The sequence below is a fragment of the Picosynechococcus sp. NKBG042902 genome (assembly GCF_963864045.1).
Classification (GTDB): Bacteria; Cyanobacteriota; Cyanobacteriia; order Cyanobacteriales; family MRBY01; genus MRBY01.
On sequence record NZ_CAWLTV010000070.1, the window covers coordinates 113,792 to 131,846 of the forward strand.

Genomic DNA, 18,055 nt, shown 5'->3' on the forward strand with positions numbered 1-18,055 from the left:
TTTCAAAAATTAGTGGATCTTCCATGACTGACGTTCCTGTCTCTCGTATTCGTAATTTTTCGATCATTGCCCACATCGACCACGGGAAATCAACCCTGGCAGACCGAATGCTCCAGGACACCCAAACAGTGGCGCAACGGGATATGAAAGAACAGTTCCTCGACAACATGGAACTGGAGCGGGAACGGGGAATCACCATCAAGCTCCAGGCCGCACGGATGCGTTATGTGGCGAAGGATGGCGAAGAATATATCCTCAACCTCATCGATACCCCAGGCCACGTTGACTTTTCCTACGAAGTATCGCGCTCCTTGGCCGCCTGTGAAGGGGCGTTACTGGTCGTAGATGCCTCCCAAGGGGTTGAAGCCCAGACCCTTGCCAACGTTTACCTCGCCCTGGACAACAACCTAGAAATTATTCCCGTTTTAAACAAAATCGACCTGCCCGGTGCTGAACCTGATCGAGTTACCGAAGAAATTGAAGAAGTCGTTGGTTTAGATTGCACTGACATTATTCGAGCTTCCGCCAAACAGGGCCTCGGCATCAACGATATTTTAGAGTCCATTGTCCAACAGGTACCGCCCCCGGCCGATACCATCGATCAACCGTTGCGGGCGCTCATTTTTGACAGTTACTATGACCCCTACCGTGGCGTAATTGTTTATTTCCGGGTGATGGATGGTGAAGTTAAAAAAGGCGACAAAGTGCGCCTGATGGCCTCCAAAAAAGAATATGAAATCGACGAACTGGGCGTCCTCGCACCAAACCAAGTGCAAGTAGACGCTCTCCACGCCGGAGAAGTAGGCTACTTTGCGGCGGCGATCAAATCCGTTGAAGACGCACGGGTCGGCGATACGATCACCTCCGCTGTCCACCCAGCACCAGCACCGCTACCGGGTTACACCGAAGCGAAACCGATGGTTTTCTGCGGTCTTTTCCCCACCGATGCCGACCAATATTCAGATCTGCGGGACGCTCTCGATAAATTGAAACTGAACGATGCGGCCCTTTCCTTTGAGCCAGAAACTTCCAGCGCCATGGGGTTTGGTTTTCGGTGTGGCTTCCTGGGCCTCCTCCACTTAGAAATTGTCCAGGAACGTTTGGAGCGGGAATATAACCTTGATTTGATTACAACGGCCCCTTCGGTGGTGTATCGAGTTACCACAACGGATGGGGAAGTGATGGAAATTGATAATCCCAGTCAATTACCAGATCCCCAAAAACGAGAAAAAATCGAAGAGCCCTACATTCAAGTGGATGTCATTACCCCGGAAGAGTTTGTGGGCACCATTATGGATCTGTGCCAAACGCGACGGGGCATTTTCAAGGACATGAAATATTTCACCGAAAGTCGCACGAATATTATCTATGAATTGCCCTTGGCGGAGGTGGTGACGGACTTTTTTGATCAGTTAAAGTCTCGCACCAGGGGTTATGCCAGCATGGAGTATCAACTTATTGGCTACCGAGTCGGGCAGTTGGTGCGCTTGGATATTTTAGTAAATAAAGATTCGGTGGATTCCCTCGCGATGATTGTCCATCGGGACAAGGCCTACAATGTGGGACGGGCAATGGCCGAGAAGCTCAAAGAATTAATCCCCCGTCACCAGTTTAAGATTCCGATTCAGGCGGCGATCGGTTCTAAAATCATTGCCAGTGAGCATATTCCAGCCCTACGCAAGGACGTTTTGGCGAAGTGCTACGGTGGTGATATTTCCCGGAAGAAAAAGCTGCTCCAGAAACAGGCGAAAGGTAAGAAGCGCATGAAGTCGATTGGTACGGTTGATGTGCCCCAAGAGGCGTTTATGGCAGTTCTCAAGCTAGATCAGTAATTTTTTCTAAATCCCCACACTCACCCACTCAAAGAAGCGCGATCCTGTGGGGATTTAACTCAGAAATCAAGCTAGATCAAAGCGATCTGCATTCATCACTTTTGTCCAGGCCGCAACAAAATCCTGGATAAATTTCTCGTTGCTATCGTCTTGGGCATAGACTTCGGCATAGGCCCGCAGGATGGAGTTACAGCCAAAAACGAGATCCACTCGCGTGGCTGTCCATTTGACTTCGCCGGTGTGGCGATCGCCAATTTCATAAAGATTCTTACCGGCTGGCTTCCAGGTATATTTCATATCCGTCAGATTGACGAAGAAATCATTGGTCAATGCGCCCTCGCGGTCCGTGAGCACGCCATGCTTGGTGCCGCCATAATTGGTGCCCAGTACACGCATCCCGCCGACCAAAACAGTCATCTCAGGAGCGGTCAGTCCCATCAACTGTGTGCGGTCGAGCATTAATTCTTCGGGGCTAACCACATAGTCTTTTTGGAGCCAGTTCCGGTAGCCATCGTGGAGGGGTTCTAACACTGCGAATCCCTCTACATCGGTCATTTCCGCCGTCGCATCACCACGACCTGGGGCAAAGGGCACCGTAATCTCCACTCCCGCCGCTTGGGCCGCTTGCTCAATGCCAACATTGCCTGCCAGGACAATTACATCTGCGACACTGGCTCCAGTCTCGGTGGCGATCGCCTCTAGTACTGGCAACACCTTAGCTAGACGTGCTGGTTCATTCCCTGCCCAATTCTTTTGGGGAGCCAAGCGAATTCTCGCGCCATTTGCCCCACCGCGTTTGTCTGAGCCCCGAAACGTTCTCGCACTGTCCCAGGCTGTACAGACCATTTCACTAACGCTTAAACCACTGGCCGCAATTTTGTCCTTAACCGCTTGCGGATCGTAGTCCGTCTTGCCCGCCGGAATTGGATCTTGCCACAATAAATCTTCCTGGGGTACATCCGGGCCAATGTAGCGGGACTTCGGCCCCATATCCCGGTGCGTGAGTTTAAACCAGGCCCGGGCAAAAGTTTCGGCAAAATAGGCTGGATCTTGGTAAAACCGCTCAGAAATCTGTCGATAGTCCGGATCCATTTTCATCGCCATGTCGGCGTCGGTCATAATCGGGCTAAGGCGGATCGATGGATCTTCAACATCAACGGGCTTGTCTTCTTCTTTGATATTGATCGGTTCCCATTGCCAGGCTCCCGCTGGGCTTTTTTTCAGTTCCCAGTCGTAGTTGAGCAATAGTCGAAAATAACCGTTGTCCCATTGGGTGGGATAGGTCGTCCAGGCTCCTTCAATGCCGCTAGTGACGGTGTTACGACCAATGCCACGTTGGGTCTTATTCAGCCAACCCAAACCTTGGTCATCGAGGTCGGCGGCTTCGGGTTCTGGGCCGAGTAAGGTTGCATCCCCATTACCATGGCACTTACCCACGGTATGGCCGCCAGCAGTGAGGGCGACGGTTTCCTCGTCGTTCATCGCCATCCGCGAAAAAGTGATACGAATATCATGGGCTGTTTTGAGGGGGTCTGGATTACCATCTACACCTTCAGGATTGACATAGATCAAGCCCATCATTACCGCAGCTAACGGATTTTCTAGATCCCGCTCACCGGAATAGCGACTGTGGGGGTTATCACTGGGAGCCAGCCATTCTTTTTCTGAACCCCAATAAATATCTTTTTCGGGATGCCAGATGTCCTCACGGCCAAAGGCAAAGCCAAAGGTTTTTAGTCCCATGGATTCATAGGCAATGGTGCCAGCATAGGCAATTAAATCGGCCCAACTCAATTTATTGCCATATTTCTTTTTGATCGGCCAGAGGAGGCGACGGGCCTTGTCTAGGTTGGTGTTGTCGGGCCAAGAGTTGATCGGGGCAAAACGTTGATTACCCGTCCCAGCACCGCCCCGACCGTCTGCGATCCGATAGGTGCCGGCGGCGTGCCAAGTCATCCGAATCATCAACCCACCGTAATGTCCCCAATCTGCGGGCCACCAGTCCTGGCTGTCTGTCATTAGTGCATGAAGATCCCGCTTCAGGGCGTCAACATCAAGGGTTTTGACTGCATCTTGATAATTGAAATCTGCGCCCATTGGGTTGGTTTTGTGGTCGTGCTGGTGCAGAATGTCCAGATTTAGGGCTTTTGGCCACCACTCTATGTTTGTCGCCATGCTGCTCGTGGTCAGGGCACCGTGCATTACTGGACATTTGCCGCCGGTGTTCGTGATGTGGTCATGCATTAATAATTTCCTCTTGCGAGTCAACACAGAGATACTTGTTGCCATGGTTGGTCTCACAATGGTGGTAATCCCAAGCCATCACCCTGGCCAACAGCCAATCCCTGTGCACTACATAACTAGAAATTATAGGAATGATTTTTTGTAATGTCCCAGATGATACTTTTATTTTTACTTTCTGGAGTGTTCCTCGGAGGTCGGTAAACAGTTAGCGATAAACGAAGACGGGAATACGACTGCTCCGGAGGATTTGGGCGGTGGTGCTGCCAATGACGAAGTGGCGAATGCGGCTATGGCCATAGGCACCAATCATTAACAGGTTTATTTTGGCTTGGTCACAAAATTGGGCGATCGCCGTTTCGGAGTTGCCTGGAACAAGGTGGTAATGGGCCTCAATGCCAGCGGCGCTCAAGCGTTGCTTGGCCTGGGCAAGGCAGGGATTTGTCGTGGCGTCACCGGGTTTTTTCGTGACGGTCAGCACATGGATTTCTAAGGCTTTGAGGGCGGCACATTCACTCAAAAAGTCGAGGAGTTTGCGGCAACTGGGACTGTCATCGTAGGCGACGAGGAGGCGATCGATGGGTTGAAATTCGCGGGAGGTGACCAGGCAGGGTTTATGGCTCGACCGAATCAGACGCTCTAAATTGGCTCCGAGGTGATCGGGGGCGATATTTTCTGATTCCCCTCGCTTGCCCAAGATAATTAGATCGGTATTTTGTTCTAGGTGTTGGAGACAATCAATAAAATAGCCCACTTCATGGAGGAGTTTTGCGGGGGGCTGGCCAGCGGCACTTAGGGTTTCTTGGGCTTCTTGGAGAATTAATTTTGCCCGTTCGTGGTCGAGTTTTGCTTTTTCATGTTCAAGGGCGACTAAACGTTGAAGGAGACTTTCAGACGTTCCCAGGCCAATGCTGCCACTAAAATTACGGGCATCGGCGGCAGCCCTACTCCGGGCGTCGGTGACATGGAGTACGTCGATGGTTGCCCCCAGGCGATCGCCAAACCAAGCGGCATATTGATAATTGCTCTGGGCAAAGTTAGAGCCGTCGGTGCATAACAAAATTCGTTGCATGGTTTTTCAAGCTTTTCAAGAAACGTCTACGGGGGCCGGGGTCACTTTCGCGGTGTGTTTTTTACTGTAGGTGGCCAGCTTATCTACCAGTTTCGCACTTTCAGCGTTGAGGCCCAGCAATTCCACCTCGGCCCCGGTGCGGTGAAACTTCGCCACGATGCGGTCGAGCATTTCCACAGCCCCTTGATCCCAGAGGTGGGCGGCGCTGAGATCGATGACGACTTGATCAACGACTTCTTCAAAATTAAAGGCGTCAAAAAAATTCTTCCTTAGAGACAAAAAAGATTTGCCCCCGGACGGTATAAACATGGCGATCGCCCCCAGCTTCCACCCGCTTGTCCACCAAAACAACCTGGGCAATCTTATTGGAGAAAAAGACCGTACTCATCACAATGCCCGTCGCGACCCCCAGGGCAAAATTGCGGGTCAGAATAATTACCGTCATCGTCGCCAGCATCACCATGGATTCACTGCGCGGCAGCCGGGACAAATTTTTGAGAGAAGACCAGCGGAACGTGCCAACGGAGACCATGATCATAATTGCCACCAAAGCCGCCATGGGCATCTGTTGCACCCAATCCTGGAGACCCAAAATCGCAATTAACAGAAATATCCCCGCACACAGGGTCGATAAACGGCCCCGACCACCGGATTGGACATTGATCACCGATTGACCAATCATGCCGCAGCCCGCCATGCCGCCAAAAAAGGCCGTGAGAATGTTGGCAAAGCCCTGCCCCTTCGCTTCTTGGTTTTTATCACTGGGGGTATCGGTCAACTCATCCACCAGGGAAGCCGTTAAAAATGAGGCCAGGAGACCGACAATCGCCAGGGTGATTGCGTAGGGAGAAATAATCTGCAGCGTTTCCCAGTTCAGGGGCACCTGGGGTAAACGGAAAAAGGGCAGGGCCGTGGGCAGTTCGCCCATATCCCCCACCGTGGGAACGTCTAGATTTAAGGCGATCGCCGCCACCGTCATCACCGCCAAAGTCACCAAGGGTGAAGGCACCACCGTCGTCAGCCGGGGCAAACCATAGATAATCACCAGGGATAACGCCGTGAGAAGATAAACCATTGGCGATTTCCCGATCAGTTGGGGCAGTTGGGCCAAGAAAATCAACACCGCCAAAGCATTCACATAGCCCAAGACCACCGCCCGCGGCACATATTTCATCTGGCGGCCCAGTTTGAGGAACCCAAAGATCACCTGAATCACGCCCGTCAAAAGGGTCGTCGCAAACAAATACTCCAGGCCATGATCTTTCACCAGATCAATCATCAACAGCGCCATCGCTCCCGTGGCCGCCGAAATAGAACCGGGTCTGCCCCCCAAAAAGGCTGTCATCACCGCAATGATAAACGAGGCATATAAGCCCACCTTTGGATCAACCCCAGCGATAATCGAAAAGGCGATCGCCTCCGGGATCAACGCCAATCCCACCACTGCACCAGCCAGAATATCCGCCCGCACATTGGCAAACCATTCCCGTTTTAAAACGCTTAAATTCAATGTGTCTCCGTAACAAAAAGTTCAAGCCAAAAGCGTTAGGATGCTACCACAGAATTTGAAACGCGCGACAACGAAAACTAATCCAAGCTGTCCTGGAGAGCCATCTGCATCAAAATATCGTGGGTGCTGTCGCTGTGGCCATCGGCATGGGGTTCTTTTTGGTGGTAATGGCCGTCCTGCTGGAGCTGCCAAGATAAGCGGTTATCGGACAACATAATCCCCAGGATCTCATTGAGATCGCCAATTAACTTGGGATCCTCTACGGGGGTCACCGCCTCCACCCGACGACTCAGGTTACGGGTCATCCAATCGGCGCTACCGATGTACATTTCCTCAGCCCCATCGTTTTGGAAATAGTAAATGCGCGAGTGTTCCAGAAACCGCCCAATAATACTGATGACGCGGATATTTTCACTGAGGCCCTCGACACCGGGACGGAGACAACAGATCCCCCGCACAATCAGATCAATTTCTACCCCCGCTTGGGACGCCCGATAAAGGGTTTGGATCATTTCCAGATCGACTAGGGAGTTCATTTTCGCGACGATCCGTCCACTGCCGCCATTTTTGACATGGGCAATCTCCCGCTCGATCATTGCCACCATGCGAGACCGGAGGGTGACGGGGGCCACCAATAACTTACGGTAGGAACTTTGGCGGGAATAACCCGTGAGGAAGTTAAACAAATCCGTGAGATCTGCCCCCAAATCCTCACGACAACTCAGTAAGCCTAGATCCGTATAGAGGCGGGCGGTTTTCGGGTTGTAGTTGCCGGTGCCAATGTGCAAGTAGCGGCGAATTTTTTTCTCTTTCTCTTGGCGCACCACCAGGACAATTTTGGTATGGGTTTTTAGCCCAGCCAGGCCATAGACCACATGAACGCCTTTTTGTTCGAGGGTTCTGGCCCAGTTAATATTATTTTCTTCGTCAAAGCGGGCTTTTAACTCGACCAATACCGCCACCTGTTTGCCATTTTGGGCGGCTTCGATGAGGGATTGAATAATCGGTGAATCACCGGAAGTCCGGTAGAGGGTCATTTTAATCGCCAGCACGTCAGGATCCTTCGCCGCTTGGGTAATGAAAGCCTGAACGGTGGCAGAAAAAGAATGGTATGGATGGTGCAAAAGGCGATCGCCCTGGCGAATCAACTCAAAAAAATCCGACTCAAAATCTTCCGAAGAACGGCTCCCCTTCCCCGCATCAAGCCAAGCCGGGGCAGTGGGTGACCAGGGTTTGTCCTTGAGGTGCTTGAGGGGCAAACCGAGGAACGTAAATAAAGAATCTAGACCAATTAAACCCTCTACTTCATAGACATCAATGTCCTGGAGATCCATTTCCTTGATCAACATTTGCCGCACATCTTCCGGCATGGAATGGTGAATTTCGAGGCGCACCACAGAACCGCTAAACCGCCGCTTATGTAACTGTTCCTCGATGGCAATCATCAAATCGTCGGCTTCGTCCTCTTCCACCGAAAGAGACGCATTGCGAGTGACCCGAAAGGCATAGCATTCTTGGATATTCATCTGGGGAAAGAGGGTATCCAGATTATGGGCGATCACCTGTTCGATGGGTACCCCCACCCAAATCACTTTTTCTTGATCGGGGTAATAGCAAAGCTCTGGGGGTAATGTGACAAACCGGGGAAAGTTCCCTGGCACCTTGACCCGGGCAAATCTTTCTTGTTCTTCGTTTTCTGGTTCTTTGATCACCACCGCAAGGTTTAGGCTGAGGTTAGAAATGTGGGGAAATGGGTGACTCGGATCAACGGCGAGGGGCGTCAGGACGGGGAAAATATGCTCCTGGTAAAAGTCATGGAAATAGTTCCGTTGTTCCCGGTTGAGGTCGAGGTAGTCAACGAGGTGAATCCCTTCCTGGGCGAGGAGGGGCTTAAGGGTGTGTTGAAAATGCTGATCCTGGAGTTGGACGAGGGGTTTGAGGCGTTCGTAAATGTCTTGGAGTTGTTCGGCTGGATTGCGCCCATCAAAGGAGAGTTTGCTGACCCCGGCCTCCACTTGTTGCTTCAGTCCGGCAACCCGCACCATGAAAAATTCGTCGAGGTTATTGCTAAAAATGGCGAGAAATTTGAGGCGCTCTAGCAGTACGTTGCGGTCGTCCAATCCCTCACTGAGAACGCGGCGGTTAAATTCAAGCCAACTGAGTTCCCGATTAAAATAATATTGCGGATTATCGAGGTCAGTTTTGAGTTTACTGGCGGTTTTCGCAGAGGACATATACTTTTTATGCAGAGGATCGAAACTGTGACGGGAAGCCTTTCTCGCCATTGTTAATAGAGTAAACCCCATGACCAATTGTTATCGCAAACTTTTGCTTTTTCTTAGCCTCAGCTTAATGATGGGGGCCGGGCAGGTTTCGGCGGCATCTCTGGTAGGGCCAATTCAGGATCCTTTACTCCCAACCCAGCAGGGCGATCGCCCCTTGAGTGAGTCCCAGGTGGCCCAACTAACCCAGACAATTATCACCCTAGAGGCTGAGGGGTTCGAGCAATGGGCCGCGGGAAATAAAGAGGCGGCTTTTTCTCGGTGGTGGCGGCAACTGCGGTTACGGCAAGTTTTACCGGATCGCCAAGCCGAAGTGGAAAGCCTGGGACGAATCGGGGCGATCGCCTGGGAAGATAATCAAACGGAGCCAGTACAGATCATCACCGAACGTTTGGTGGCCATCGAACAACAAAATTTCCCCCAAGACTATAATCTCCTGCTGCCCCTGGCCACGGCCTATGAACAAATTCGGGATTCCCAACGGGCGATCGCCCTCTATCGGCAGCACCTAGAGACCCTCGAAGATCCCTACAAACCAGAAATTTTGCGCCTAATTACCCAATTGGCCCTAGATTGGTTTAACACCAACGCCGCCCTCAATGCCCTAGAAGAAATCGCAACCCTCAACGCCCTCACGGACGCAGACCGGGAACAACTCGCCGCCCTCTATGAACAAACCCAGCAGCCCGAAAAGGCGATCGCCCAGCAACGGCAACTCACCGCTGTTTATTTCCAAGCACAAAACCTGCCCCGACTGATCCGCACCTACCAACAAATCGCCGAAAATTACAGGCAACTCCAGGATTATCCCCAGGCCGTAAGCTTTAGCCGCGATGCCTTTACCCTCGCCTGGGAACTGGAGTATTTTGACGCCGCCGAAAGTGCCCTCACCCAGTTGGCGACCCTGTACCTAGCCCAAGAGAAAAACGCCTCCGGTCTCCAGGTCTACGAACAACTGATCACCGTCCAGGAAGCGAGCTATAACCGCTTTGGGATGATGGAAACCTACCGCACCCTTGGCACCCTCTATGAACAGGCGGGCCGCTACCCCGACGCCCTCGTGGCGTTCCAAAGGGGATTGGCGATCGCCAAAGAATTGAACCACAATATCAACGACTTCACCCAAGCCATTGCCACCCTGCCGCTTCAATGAAATCTTTGCTTAAAAATCTTGCCGTTTTAGACCGCTACATCATCGGTGAACTCAATCTAGCCTTTGCATTTGGCTTGGGGCTATTTTCTGCCCTGGGAATCGCCGTCGGTAGTCTCTTTGATCTTTTGGCCCAGGTGCGAGAATCTCGGTTGCTCTTTGATGTGGCTCTGAAGGTCATGGCCCTGAAAATGCCGGAATTTATCGGTTTTGCCCTGCCGATGGCCGTTTTGCTGGCGACCCTCATTGTTTACAGTCGCCTCTCTGGAGACAGCGAAATTATCGCCCTCCGCAGCCTGGGAATTAGTGTCTATCGCCTCGTTTTACCGGCCCTCATTTTCAGTATCTTGGCCACAGCAATCACCTTCGTTTTTAAAGACCAAGTGATCCCCCTCGCCAATGCCCAGGCCACCCAAACCCTTGAACAAGCCTTTTTACAAAAACAAGCGCCTTTTCGAGATGAGAAAATTATTTATCCTGAATATGGCGAGGATGATGTCCTCAAGCGCCTATTCTATGCCGCCGAATTTGATGGGCAGCAGATGAAAGATCTGACGATCATCGACCGCTCCAACGGCAGCCTGAATCAAATTGTCACCGCCGATGCCGCTGGCTGGGATCTTGCCCGTAATCAGTGGAATTTTCAAAATGGCATTATCTACTTCATTGATATCGACGGCTCCTACCGGAATGTGCTGCGCTTCGACCGCCACCAAATTCAACTCAGCAACGAGCTACGGGTGGACGAAGAATTACCCAAACACGAAGATATGAGCCTGGCCCAACTCCAGCAGTACATGCAGACTGTCGCCGCTGACCCTGACCGGGATGAGGCTTGGTTGCGGAAGTTGCGGGTGCGGTTCCAAGAAAAAATTTCCTTTCCCTTCATTTGTCTTGCCCTGGGTGTGGTGGGAGCTGCCATTGGTTTACGGCCCCAGAGTGCCGGAAAAGCCACGGGGTTTGGTCTCTGTGTGGGGTTAATCTTTGGGTATTATTTTCTCGCCTTTATGATCAGTTCCGTGGGTGTGGCTGGGTATTTGCACCCCATTTTGGCGGCCTGGTTACCCAACTTGATCGTGATGGCGATCGCCTCTGGTCTTGTGCTGCAAAGCGCGAAGTAAGCCCATGGTCTGGCAATTTATCCTGGGCTGATTGGCTAGGCCTGAACGTAAATATCTTTAGTGAACTCTTATGACAAAAAAGCGCCTCTTCATTGGAGTTGAAAAGAAAATTATGTATGTAGTCTATTTGTAACTGGCGACATACATGAAGAAATACATTGCAGAATTTCTAGGGACATTCTGGTTGGTTCTGGGGGGATGTGGCAGTGCTGTTTTTGCCGCCGTCGTTGCCCTATCCGACGCTGACCTTTCCAACGGCTTAGGTCTGGGTTTTCTGGGGGTTTCCCTGGCCTTTGGTTTAACGGTTATGACTGGCGCCTATGCTTTCGGGCATATTTCTGGAGGACATTTTAACCCGGCAGTTTCCTTTGGCCTATGGGCCGCCAAACGCTTTCCTGGGCATGAATTACTTCCCTATATCGTGGCCCAGGTGTTGGGAGGAGCTTTAGCTGGCCTTGTTATTTTGGTGGTCGGCAGTGGCAATGGCGCCTTAGACTTATCCGGCTCGAATCCCCTGGCTACCAACGGCTTTGGGAGTCATTCTCCAGGTGGCTATGGCTTACTGGCGGCTTTGATTACCGAAATTGTCATGACCTTTATGTTTTTGATGATTATTTTGGGTTCCACAGATCGCCGTGCCCCCGCTGGTTTTGCCCCAGTTGCCATTGGTCTTGGTTTAACGTTGATTCACCTGATCAGTATTCCAATCACCAATACCTCGGTCAATCCGGCTCGGAGTACGGGCGTCGCTCTCTTTTGTGGCAACGCCGAATTAATCGGTCAGCTATGGCTCTTTTGGGTAGCACCTATTTTTGGGGCGATCGCCGCAGGATATGCCTACAGTGCTTTCTTTAGCGAAACAAAAGATACAACGGGTACTGGGGCGCCGACGATCGCTTAGGCCTGTACCAGACATAATCTTTACCTGATATTTCCCCCATCGCTTGATTTTTCAAAACCTGGGGGATTTTTTATGGTCAATCTCTGGAATTAAGTTCGCTGGAGGCAGGGAGCCTAATCACCAACATCTGCAATCCGAAAACCCATCTGGCACTCATAGGTCGTCGCCACCTTGGGAAAATTGCCATTGATGAGATGGCCGCAACATAATTTGCCCTGGCGTACGCGGGGGGTGCCACTTTGATCAGCCATTAAACAGCCCTGGCACACTTGATCAGTGGGTAAGATCTGTCCATCCGTAAGGATCATCAACATCTGCGCTTGCCTCCCATGGGACCCAACAACCACTCTCGCTTAATTTTTATTGTAAAGGGAACTGCTGATAAATTCGTTAAACTTGCTACACTGCTTAACCTTGGGGGCCATAGCGCCATTCACCTAGTCCGGCCCGCCGAGGAATGTTTGTTAAAATTTTAGCGATGCCGATGGTATAATGCGCCATCCGCAGGAAGTATTTTTAAATTTTATTTGCGATTGCGAAAGGAAGACCTCACCGTGACCCAAACTAACCTTGATTTCTTAGCCCAAACCGATAGCGTTGTTTCTGGAATGATTGCCAGTGAACTCAACCGCCAGCGGGTACACCTCGAACTCATCGCCAGCGAAAATTTCACCTCCCCAGCGGTGATGGCGGCCCAGGGTTCTGTCCTCACGAATAAGTACGCCGAAGGTCTTCCCAATAAGCGTTATTATGGTGGCTGCGAATTTGTCGATCAAGTAGAGCAAATTGCCATTGATCGCGTCAAGGAATTGTTTGGAGCGGCCCACGCCAATGTTCAACCCCACTCCGGCGCCCAGGCCAACTTTGCGGTGTTCCTAACGCTCCTGGAACCCGGTGACAAAATTATGGGGATGGACTTGTCCCATGGGGGCCACTTGACCCACGGCTCGCCGGTGAATGTGTCGGGGAAATGGTTTGAAGTGGTGCAATATGGCGTTAATAAAGAGACAGAACGCCTCGATTATGATGAAATCCGCGAAATTGCCCTGCGGGAAAAACCGAAGCTGATCATCTGTGGTTATTCTGCTTATCCGCGCATTATTGAGTTTGATAAATTCCGGGCGATCGCCGATGAAGTAGGTGCCTATTTGATGGCGGACATTGCCCACATTGCAGGATTAGTCGCAACAGGCCATCACCCCAACCCAATTCCCCACTGCGATGTGGTGACGACTACCACCCATAAAACGCTCCGTGGCCCCCGGGGTGGTTTGATCATGACCCGCGACGCCGAACTGGGCAAGAAATTTGATAAGTCGGTGTTCCCTGGTAGCCAAGGCGGCCCCCTCGAACATGTGATTGCGGGGAAAGCGGTGGCCTTCGGCGAAGCCCTCAAGCCGGAATTTAAAGCCTATTCTGCCCAGGTAATTGCTAATGCCCAGGCGATGGCCAATACCCTCGTCAGCCGTGGCTTTAAACTCGTTTCTAACGGGACAGATAACCACCTGATGCTTGTGGATATGCGCTCCATTGGCATGAACGGGAAGCGGGCTGATGCTTTGATTAGTGAGATCAACATCACCGCCAACAAAAACACCGTTCCCTTCGATCCTGAGAAGCCTTGGATTGGGAGCGGCATCCGTCTCGGTTCGCCAGCGATGACCACCCGGGGCCTCAAGGAAGTAGACTTTGCCGAAATTGCCAACATCATTGCGGATCGTCTGTTAAATCCCGATGATGAAGCGGTGAAACAGGATTGTCTGGGTCGCGTTGCGGATCTTTGTGAAAAGTTCCCCCTCTACCCCCATTTGCAGATTCCGGTAGCGGCGATCGCCTAAATTCTTTAATATCTTTTTAAATAATGGAAAGCTCAGGTTTAATGAAAAAGGTAACCTGGGTTTTTTCTTATTTCGGTTTTGCTCTACTCTCTCTGTTCTTAGCCAACGCCAATATGCCGAAGGAATTGTTGTATTTAGTCACGAGTCTAATCGCCCTGGTTGTGGTGCTGATTAGTACCCCCATTGTGAAAGCGATTGGCTTACGGAGTGGCCGGGTAGACCGACCCAACGAGCGGAAAGTCCACGACCGACCGATGGTGCGCTTGGGTGGCGTGGCGATTTTTATGGGCACCCTCGTCTCCCTAGGGACGGCTTGGCAGATGGATTGGTTCCCCCCTTTATTTCCTGGGGAACAATGGCCGATCTTAGGGGTGCTTTTCGGGGCGATCGCCTTTTTTGGGATTGGCTTTGGGGACGATTTATTTGAATTAAGCGCCTTATCTCGACTGTTGATGCAATTCGTCGCAGCAGGCATCGCCTGGTTAATGGGGGTACAAATCGAATTTTTGACGATTCCGTTTACCGGGGAAGTGTTTTCTGTGGGCTGGTTGAGCCTACCTTTGACCCTAATTTGGCTTGTGGGCATGGCCAACGCGATCAATTGGATTGACGGCCTTGACGGTCTAGCGGCGGGGGTTTCGGGGATTGCGGCGGCGGTGTTGTTGGTGACGACCCTCTATCTCAACGAACCCATGGTGGCTTTTATTGCGGCGGCCTTAGCGGGATCGGCCCTCGGCTTTTTGCGCTACAACTTCAACCCCGCCCAAATTTTCATGGGGGATGGTGGCTCTTATTTTATGGGCTTTACCCTGGCAGCGATGGGGGTGGTGGGCCTCGTGAAAACGACGGCGGCGGCAGCGGTGCTCTTGCCCTATGTGATTTTGGCAGTGCCCTTGATCGATATGACGACAGTGGTTTTTTCGCGGATTAGCAGCGGCTCTTCTCCTTTCAAACCGGATAAGCGGCACCTGCACCACCGACTTTTGGCGGCAGGTTTTTCCCATCGCACTACGGTTCTATTTATCTATGGCCTTACCCTCTGGGCAGGGAGTTTGGCGATCGCCTTTTCGGGTCTCCCCAGCGGCACCCTCTATGCGGGGATTACGTCCCTAATTGTCGGGGTTTGGGGGTGGCAACTGTGGCGCAGGCGCGATTTTCCCGTCCACCGCAAGTAGTACCAATGGCAGATTCCCCTTGGCAGCATTACAACTCCGCAAAAGCAAACCTTAGGCAAACCATTTGGGACCGCTTGGCAACGGCTGGAGTAACGGTAACGCCTCCCCATGGCCACATTCCGAATTTCGTCGGGGCGATCGCCGCCGCTGAGAAGTTAACTACCTTGGCAAGTTGGCAACGGGCAACGGTGATTAAGTGCAATCCCGATCAGCCCCAGGCCCCTGTACGTCACCAAGCCTTGGCGGCGGGAAAAACCTTGTATATGGCGGTGCCGCAGTTGGTGAATGAATCTTGCTTTGTTGCGATTACACCGGAGCAGTTACCCCAGGATCTCGAGTTGGCGATCGCCGCCGAAAAAAACAACATCCTCAAATATGGCCGTCCCGTTAGTTTCGCGGAAATGAAAACCATTGATTTAGCGGTGGTGGGCTGTGTGGCGGTGAGTGTAGCCGGCGGGCGTATGGGGAAAGGAGCAGGTTTCGCCGATTTAGAACTAGCGATGCTTCAGCACTTTGGCTTGGTGAACAAAAAAACGACCATTGTGACCACGGTGCACGATTTGCAGGTGGTGCCCCCCGCAGCGTTACCCCTAGAAGCCCACGACTGGCCCCTAGATTGGCTTTGTACCCCTACAACTATTTATCAAACACACCATAACCAGCTGCAACCCCAAGGCCTTGATTGGCAACAGATTCGCCCCCAGCAGTGGGAAACCATCCCCATCCTCAAAAAGCTTTATGCAAAAAATTCGGAAAAGTCGCCCTAGTAGGCACCGTTATTTTTCGGGAACAGCATCACAAAAACAGTTTTACAGACGATCCACAAATCCATAAACCAATGGCGATGGTGCACATAATAAGAATCCATCCGTACCCTCGTGCCGTAGGGAATATCGTTGCGCCCAGACACCTGCCATAGCCCCGTGAGACCCGGACGAATGGTCAAAACTTTGTCGATGTGGCGACCGTATTTATAAAGTTCTTTGGGGACGAGGGGCCGGGGGCCAACAATGCTCATATCGCCTTTTAAAACATTCCAAAACTGGGGAAATTCATCGAGGCTGGTGAGGCGCAAAATATGGCCAATGCCAGTAATTCTTGGGTCTTTTTTGAGCTTGAAATCCTGTTCAAATTCGGCGCGCAACTCTGGCGATCGCCGCAACATTTCTTCGAGTACGGCGTCAGCATTAATAACCATCGTCCGAAATTTGATGCAGCCAAAGGGACGAAAATCCTTGCCAACCCGCCGTTGTACATAAAAAACAGGGCCGGGAGAGGTGAGTTTAATAATTAGGGCGATCGCCAAATAGAGGGGAGAAAATAGCACCAGAACGCCGAGGGAAAAACAAATATCAAAGCTCCGCTTCGCCACTACCCCATCGAGCCAGCGCCGCAGGGACAGGGAGCGGTGATCGCTGGGGGCAAACAAAAACTCTGAGCTTTGTCGTGCTAGCCCAGCCACGAATTTCAGCGCATCAAACTGCCGATAAACTGCCATTACGATCCTCTCCACACACCAAAAACTGCCTGGCTGTTAGGGTCACGCCTCACCACTGGTCGAACCCTGGGAAAATGGAGCGGGGCGATCGCCATTTGCGCCATTTTTCTTGACAGTTGTCTACAAATTCTACATAGCTTTGCCGAAAAATGTTAGCGGCGAATTGCTGAGCTCTCACAAAACAAGCTTCCGGCTGAATATCTTGGGCCTGGGCCTCAAAACGCTCGACTCCATTGGCGATCGCCTGGGCCGATTGCTGAGGAAACAAAATCCCCGTTTTGCCATCGGCGACAATTTCGGCAGCCCCCCCGCGATTGAAGGCAATCACAGGCGTCCCGCAGGCCTGGGCTTCGACCAGAACAATGCCAAAATCTTCACAGCCTGCATAAACATAGGCCTTTGCCCGCGCCAGGTAATCTTCCACCACTTCATCCGGTTGCCGCCCCAGGATTTGCACATTGGGTTTTGCCATCTTTTGCAGCTTTTCTAATTCTGGCCCGCCACCAATGACCACCAAATTTTTGCCCAACTGGTTAAACGCTTCTACAATCAACGCCACTTTTTTGTAGGGCACCAACCGCGATACCGTCACATAAAAATCGTCCTTTTTCTCTCGGTAGGCAAACCGCTCCAAATTGACCGGGGGATAAATCACCGCTGCCCGTCGCCGATAGCAGCGCCAGATTCGTTGGGCTGTCCAGTGGGAATTGGCAATAAAATAATCCACCTGGTTGGCACTGATTACGTCCCATTGCCGCAGTCGATGGAGAAAATACCGCGCCAAAATTCCTTTAACACCCTTGCCGAGGCCAGAATTATTTAAGTAATCAAAGGTCAAATCCCAGGCATAACGCATCGGTGTGTGGCAATAGCAAATGTGTAGCTGGTGGGGTCGTGTCAAAATTCCCTTCGCCACCGCATGGGACGATGACAGAATTACGTCGTAAGTTTCGAGGTTAAACTGCTCAATCGCCAGGGGCATCAGCGGCAGATAGTTTTGTAAACCATATTTTGCCCGGGGAAACCTTTGTAAAAAACTCGTGGCGATCGCCCGACCATAGAGATAGCTATCAGGGTTAGACGACTCAAAATCAATCAGAGCAAAAAGATCCGCCTCAATGTCCTGGAGCATTTCGCGCACCACCAGCTCTGAACCCCCCGTGGCGTAGGGCGTCAACCATTCATGAACAAGCGCGTAACGGGGCATGGGGACTCCCTTCTCCAAAGCAGTGGTCAAACCGAAAACGCCAGCTTCTAGCGAATTCCAGATCTTTTAGTATATTTCACCCCACAAAATCCTCAAACCGGGAACCCCAGCAGGGGACAAAAGCGTCAATATATGTTTAAGTGCAGTGAAGTGCATCAGTGTCAGTATGCGGCATATACATACAAGCGTATAAATATAAGGGCAAGCATACGGCACCATCCAAAACTT

15 protein-coding genes are annotated in these 18,055 nt (G+C 51.6%); 7 read left to right on the forward strand and 8 right to left on the reverse strand.

Annotated elements, in window-relative coordinates; genetic code table 11:
* Nucleotides 1–23 precede the first annotated feature (23 nt).
* Complete coding sequence (gene lepA / locus AACR41_RS09330) at nucleotides 24–1,832, forward strand: translation elongation factor 4 (protein WP_012308017.1); 1,809 nt, start codon at nucleotides 24–26, stop codon at nucleotides 1,830–1,832.
* A 66-nt stretch (nucleotides 1,833–1,898) separates the two neighbouring features.
* On the opposite strand, the gene katG is transcribed toward lepA, so the two are convergent.
* The 5 genes from katG to ppk1 form a co-directional block, all read right to left on the reverse strand.
* Nucleotides 1,899–4,121 (reverse strand): catalase/peroxidase HPI, encoded by a 2,223-nt coding sequence (katG, locus tag AACR41_RS09335; protein WP_315862020.1) that lies wholly within the window; start codon nucleotides 4,119–4,121, stop codon nucleotides 1,899–1,901.
* Between the two features lie 160 nt (nucleotides 4,122–4,281).
* Nucleotides 4,282–5,145 carry a universal stress protein gene (locus AACR41_RS09340; protein WP_030006906.1) on the reverse strand — a complete coding sequence of 288 codons (864 nt, stop codon included), beginning with the start codon at nucleotides 5,143–5,145 and terminating at the stop codon, nucleotides 4,282–4,284.
* Between the two features lie 15 nt (nucleotides 5,146–5,160).
* The gene (locus AACR41_RS09345; protein WP_315862021.1) at nucleotides 5,161–5,424 is read right to left on the reverse strand and encodes an STAS domain-containing protein; all 264 of its coding nucleotides are present in this window, start codon (nucleotides 5,422–5,424) and stop codon (nucleotides 5,161–5,163) included.
* A complete protein-coding gene (locus AACR41_RS09350; RefSeq protein WP_315862022.1) occupies nucleotides 5,399–6,655 on the reverse strand; it encodes a SulP family inorganic anion transporter in 1,257 nt (418 codons plus the stop codon). The genes AACR41_RS09345 and AACR41_RS09350 overlap by 26 nt, the downstream gene beginning before the upstream one ends.
* A gap of 77 nt (nucleotides 6,656–6,732) precedes the next feature.
* Complete coding sequence (ppk1, locus tag AACR41_RS09355; protein WP_030006907.1) at nucleotides 6,733–8,889, reverse strand: polyphosphate kinase 1; 2,157 nt, start codon at nucleotides 8,887–8,889, stop codon at nucleotides 6,733–6,735.
* Between the two features lie 70 nt (nucleotides 8,890–8,959).
* On the opposite strand from ppk1, the gene AACR41_RS09360 reads away from it, so the two are divergent.
* From AACR41_RS09360 to aqpZ, 3 genes are all read left to right on the forward strand, one after another.
* Nucleotides 8,960–10,090 (forward strand): tetratricopeptide repeat protein, encoded by a 1,131-nt coding sequence (locus AACR41_RS09360; protein WP_030006908.1) that lies wholly within the window; start codon nucleotides 8,960–8,962, stop codon nucleotides 10,088–10,090.
* Nucleotides 10,087–11,208 carry an LptF/LptG family permease gene (locus AACR41_RS09365; RefSeq protein WP_030006909.1) on the forward strand — a complete coding sequence of 374 codons (1,122 nt, stop codon included), beginning with the start codon at nucleotides 10,087–10,089 and terminating at the stop codon, nucleotides 11,206–11,208. The genes AACR41_RS09360 and AACR41_RS09365 overlap by 4 nt, the downstream gene beginning before the upstream one ends.
* A gap of 145 nt (nucleotides 11,209–11,353) precedes the next feature.
* Nucleotides 11,354–12,109, forward strand: a complete 756-nt coding sequence (gene aqpZ, locus AACR41_RS09370) for an aquaporin Z (protein ID WP_045441853.1) — start codon at nucleotides 11,354–11,356, stop codon at nucleotides 12,107–12,109.
* 113 nt (nucleotides 12,110–12,222) lie between these two features.
* Here the strand turns inward: aqpZ and AACR41_RS09375 are convergent, their stop codons facing one another.
* Nucleotides 12,223–12,423 carry a hypothetical protein gene (locus AACR41_RS09375; RefSeq protein ID WP_012308025.1) on the reverse strand — a complete coding sequence of 67 codons (201 nt, stop codon included), beginning with the start codon at nucleotides 12,421–12,423 and terminating at the stop codon, nucleotides 12,223–12,225.
* 240 nt (nucleotides 12,424–12,663) lie between these two features.
* Here AACR41_RS09375 and glyA point away from each other — a divergent pair, with 240 nt between their 5' ends.
* The 3 genes from glyA to AACR41_RS09390 all read left to right on the forward strand — a co-directional run bounded on the left by glyA (nucleotide 12,664) and on the right by AACR41_RS09390 (nucleotide 15,889).
* Nucleotides 12,664–13,947 carry a serine hydroxymethyltransferase gene (gene glyA, locus AACR41_RS09380; RefSeq protein ID WP_030006911.1) on the forward strand — a complete coding sequence of 428 codons (1,284 nt, stop codon included), beginning with the start codon at nucleotides 12,664–12,666 and terminating at the stop codon, nucleotides 13,945–13,947.
* A gap of 113 nt (nucleotides 13,948–14,060) precedes the next feature.
* Nucleotides 14,061–15,122, forward strand: coding sequence for a glycosyltransferase family 4 protein (locus tag AACR41_RS09385; protein ID WP_012308027.1), 1,062 nt, complete (start codon nucleotides 14,061–14,063; stop codon nucleotides 15,120–15,122).
* Between the two features lie 5 nt (nucleotides 15,123–15,127).
* On the forward strand, nucleotides 15,128–15,889 hold the full coding sequence (locus tag AACR41_RS09390) for a 5-formyltetrahydrofolate cyclo-ligase (protein ID WP_030006912.1): 762 nt from the start codon (nucleotides 15,128–15,130) through the stop codon (nucleotides 15,887–15,889).
* On the opposite strand, the gene AACR41_RS09395 is transcribed toward AACR41_RS09390, so the two are convergent.
* Nucleotides 15,886–16,620 carry a sugar transferase gene (locus tag AACR41_RS09395; protein ID WP_030006913.1) on the reverse strand — a complete coding sequence of 245 codons (735 nt, stop codon included), beginning with the start codon at nucleotides 16,618–16,620 and terminating at the stop codon, nucleotides 15,886–15,888. The two genes, AACR41_RS09390 and AACR41_RS09395, sit on opposite strands and share 4 nt — an antisense overlap.
* Nucleotides 16,621–16,669: 49 nt before the next feature.
* A complete protein-coding gene (locus AACR41_RS09400; RefSeq protein ID WP_030006914.1) occupies nucleotides 16,670–17,827 on the reverse strand; it encodes a glycosyltransferase in 1,158 nt (385 codons plus the stop codon).
* Nucleotides 17,828–18,055 lie beyond the last annotated feature (228 nt).

Bases quoted from the DNA above. Each gene is read 5' to 3' on its own strand.
- AACR41_RS09395 (WP_030006913.1), bottom strand. From the start codon at position 16,620: ATGGCAGTTTATCGGCAGTTTGATGCGCTGAAATTCGTGGCTGGGCTA.
- ppk1 (WP_030006907.1), bottom strand. From the start codon at position 8,889: ATGTCCTCTGCGAAAACCGCCAGTAAACTCAAAACTGACCTCGATAAT.
- AACR41_RS09340 (WP_030006906.1), bottom strand. From the start codon at position 5,145: ATGCAACGAATTTTGTTATGCACCGACGGCTCTAACTTTGCCCAGAGC.
- AACR41_RS09365 (WP_030006909.1), top strand. From the start codon at position 10,087: ATGAAATCTTTGCTTAAAAATCTTGCCGTTTTAGACCGCTACATCATC.
- lepA (WP_012308017.1), top strand. From the start codon at position 24: ATGACTGACGTTCCTGTCTCTCGTATTCGTAATTTTTCGATCATTGCC.
- katG (WP_315862020.1), bottom strand. From the start codon at position 4,121: ATGGCAACAAGTATCTCTGTGTTGACTCGCAAGAGGAAATTATTAATG.
- AACR41_RS09360 (WP_030006908.1), top strand. From the start codon at position 8,960: ATGACCAATTGTTATCGCAAACTTTTGCTTTTTCTTAGCCTCAGCTTA.
- AACR41_RS09385 (WP_012308027.1), top strand. From the start codon at position 14,061: ATGCCGAAGGAATTGTTGTATTTAGTCACGAGTCTAATCGCCCTGGTT.
- AACR41_RS09400 (WP_030006914.1), bottom strand. From the start codon at position 17,827: ATGCCCCGTTACGCGCTTGTTCATGAATGGTTGACGCCCTACGCCACG.
- aqpZ (WP_045441853.1), top strand. From the start codon at position 11,354: ATGAAGAAATACATTGCAGAATTTCTAGGGACATTCTGGTTGGTTCTG.
- AACR41_RS09390 (WP_030006912.1), top strand. From the start codon at position 15,128: ATGGCAGATTCCCCTTGGCAGCATTACAACTCCGCAAAAGCAAACCTT.
- AACR41_RS09375 (WP_012308025.1), bottom strand. From the start codon at position 12,423: ATGTTGATGATCCTTACGGATGGACAGATCTTACCCACTGATCAAGTG.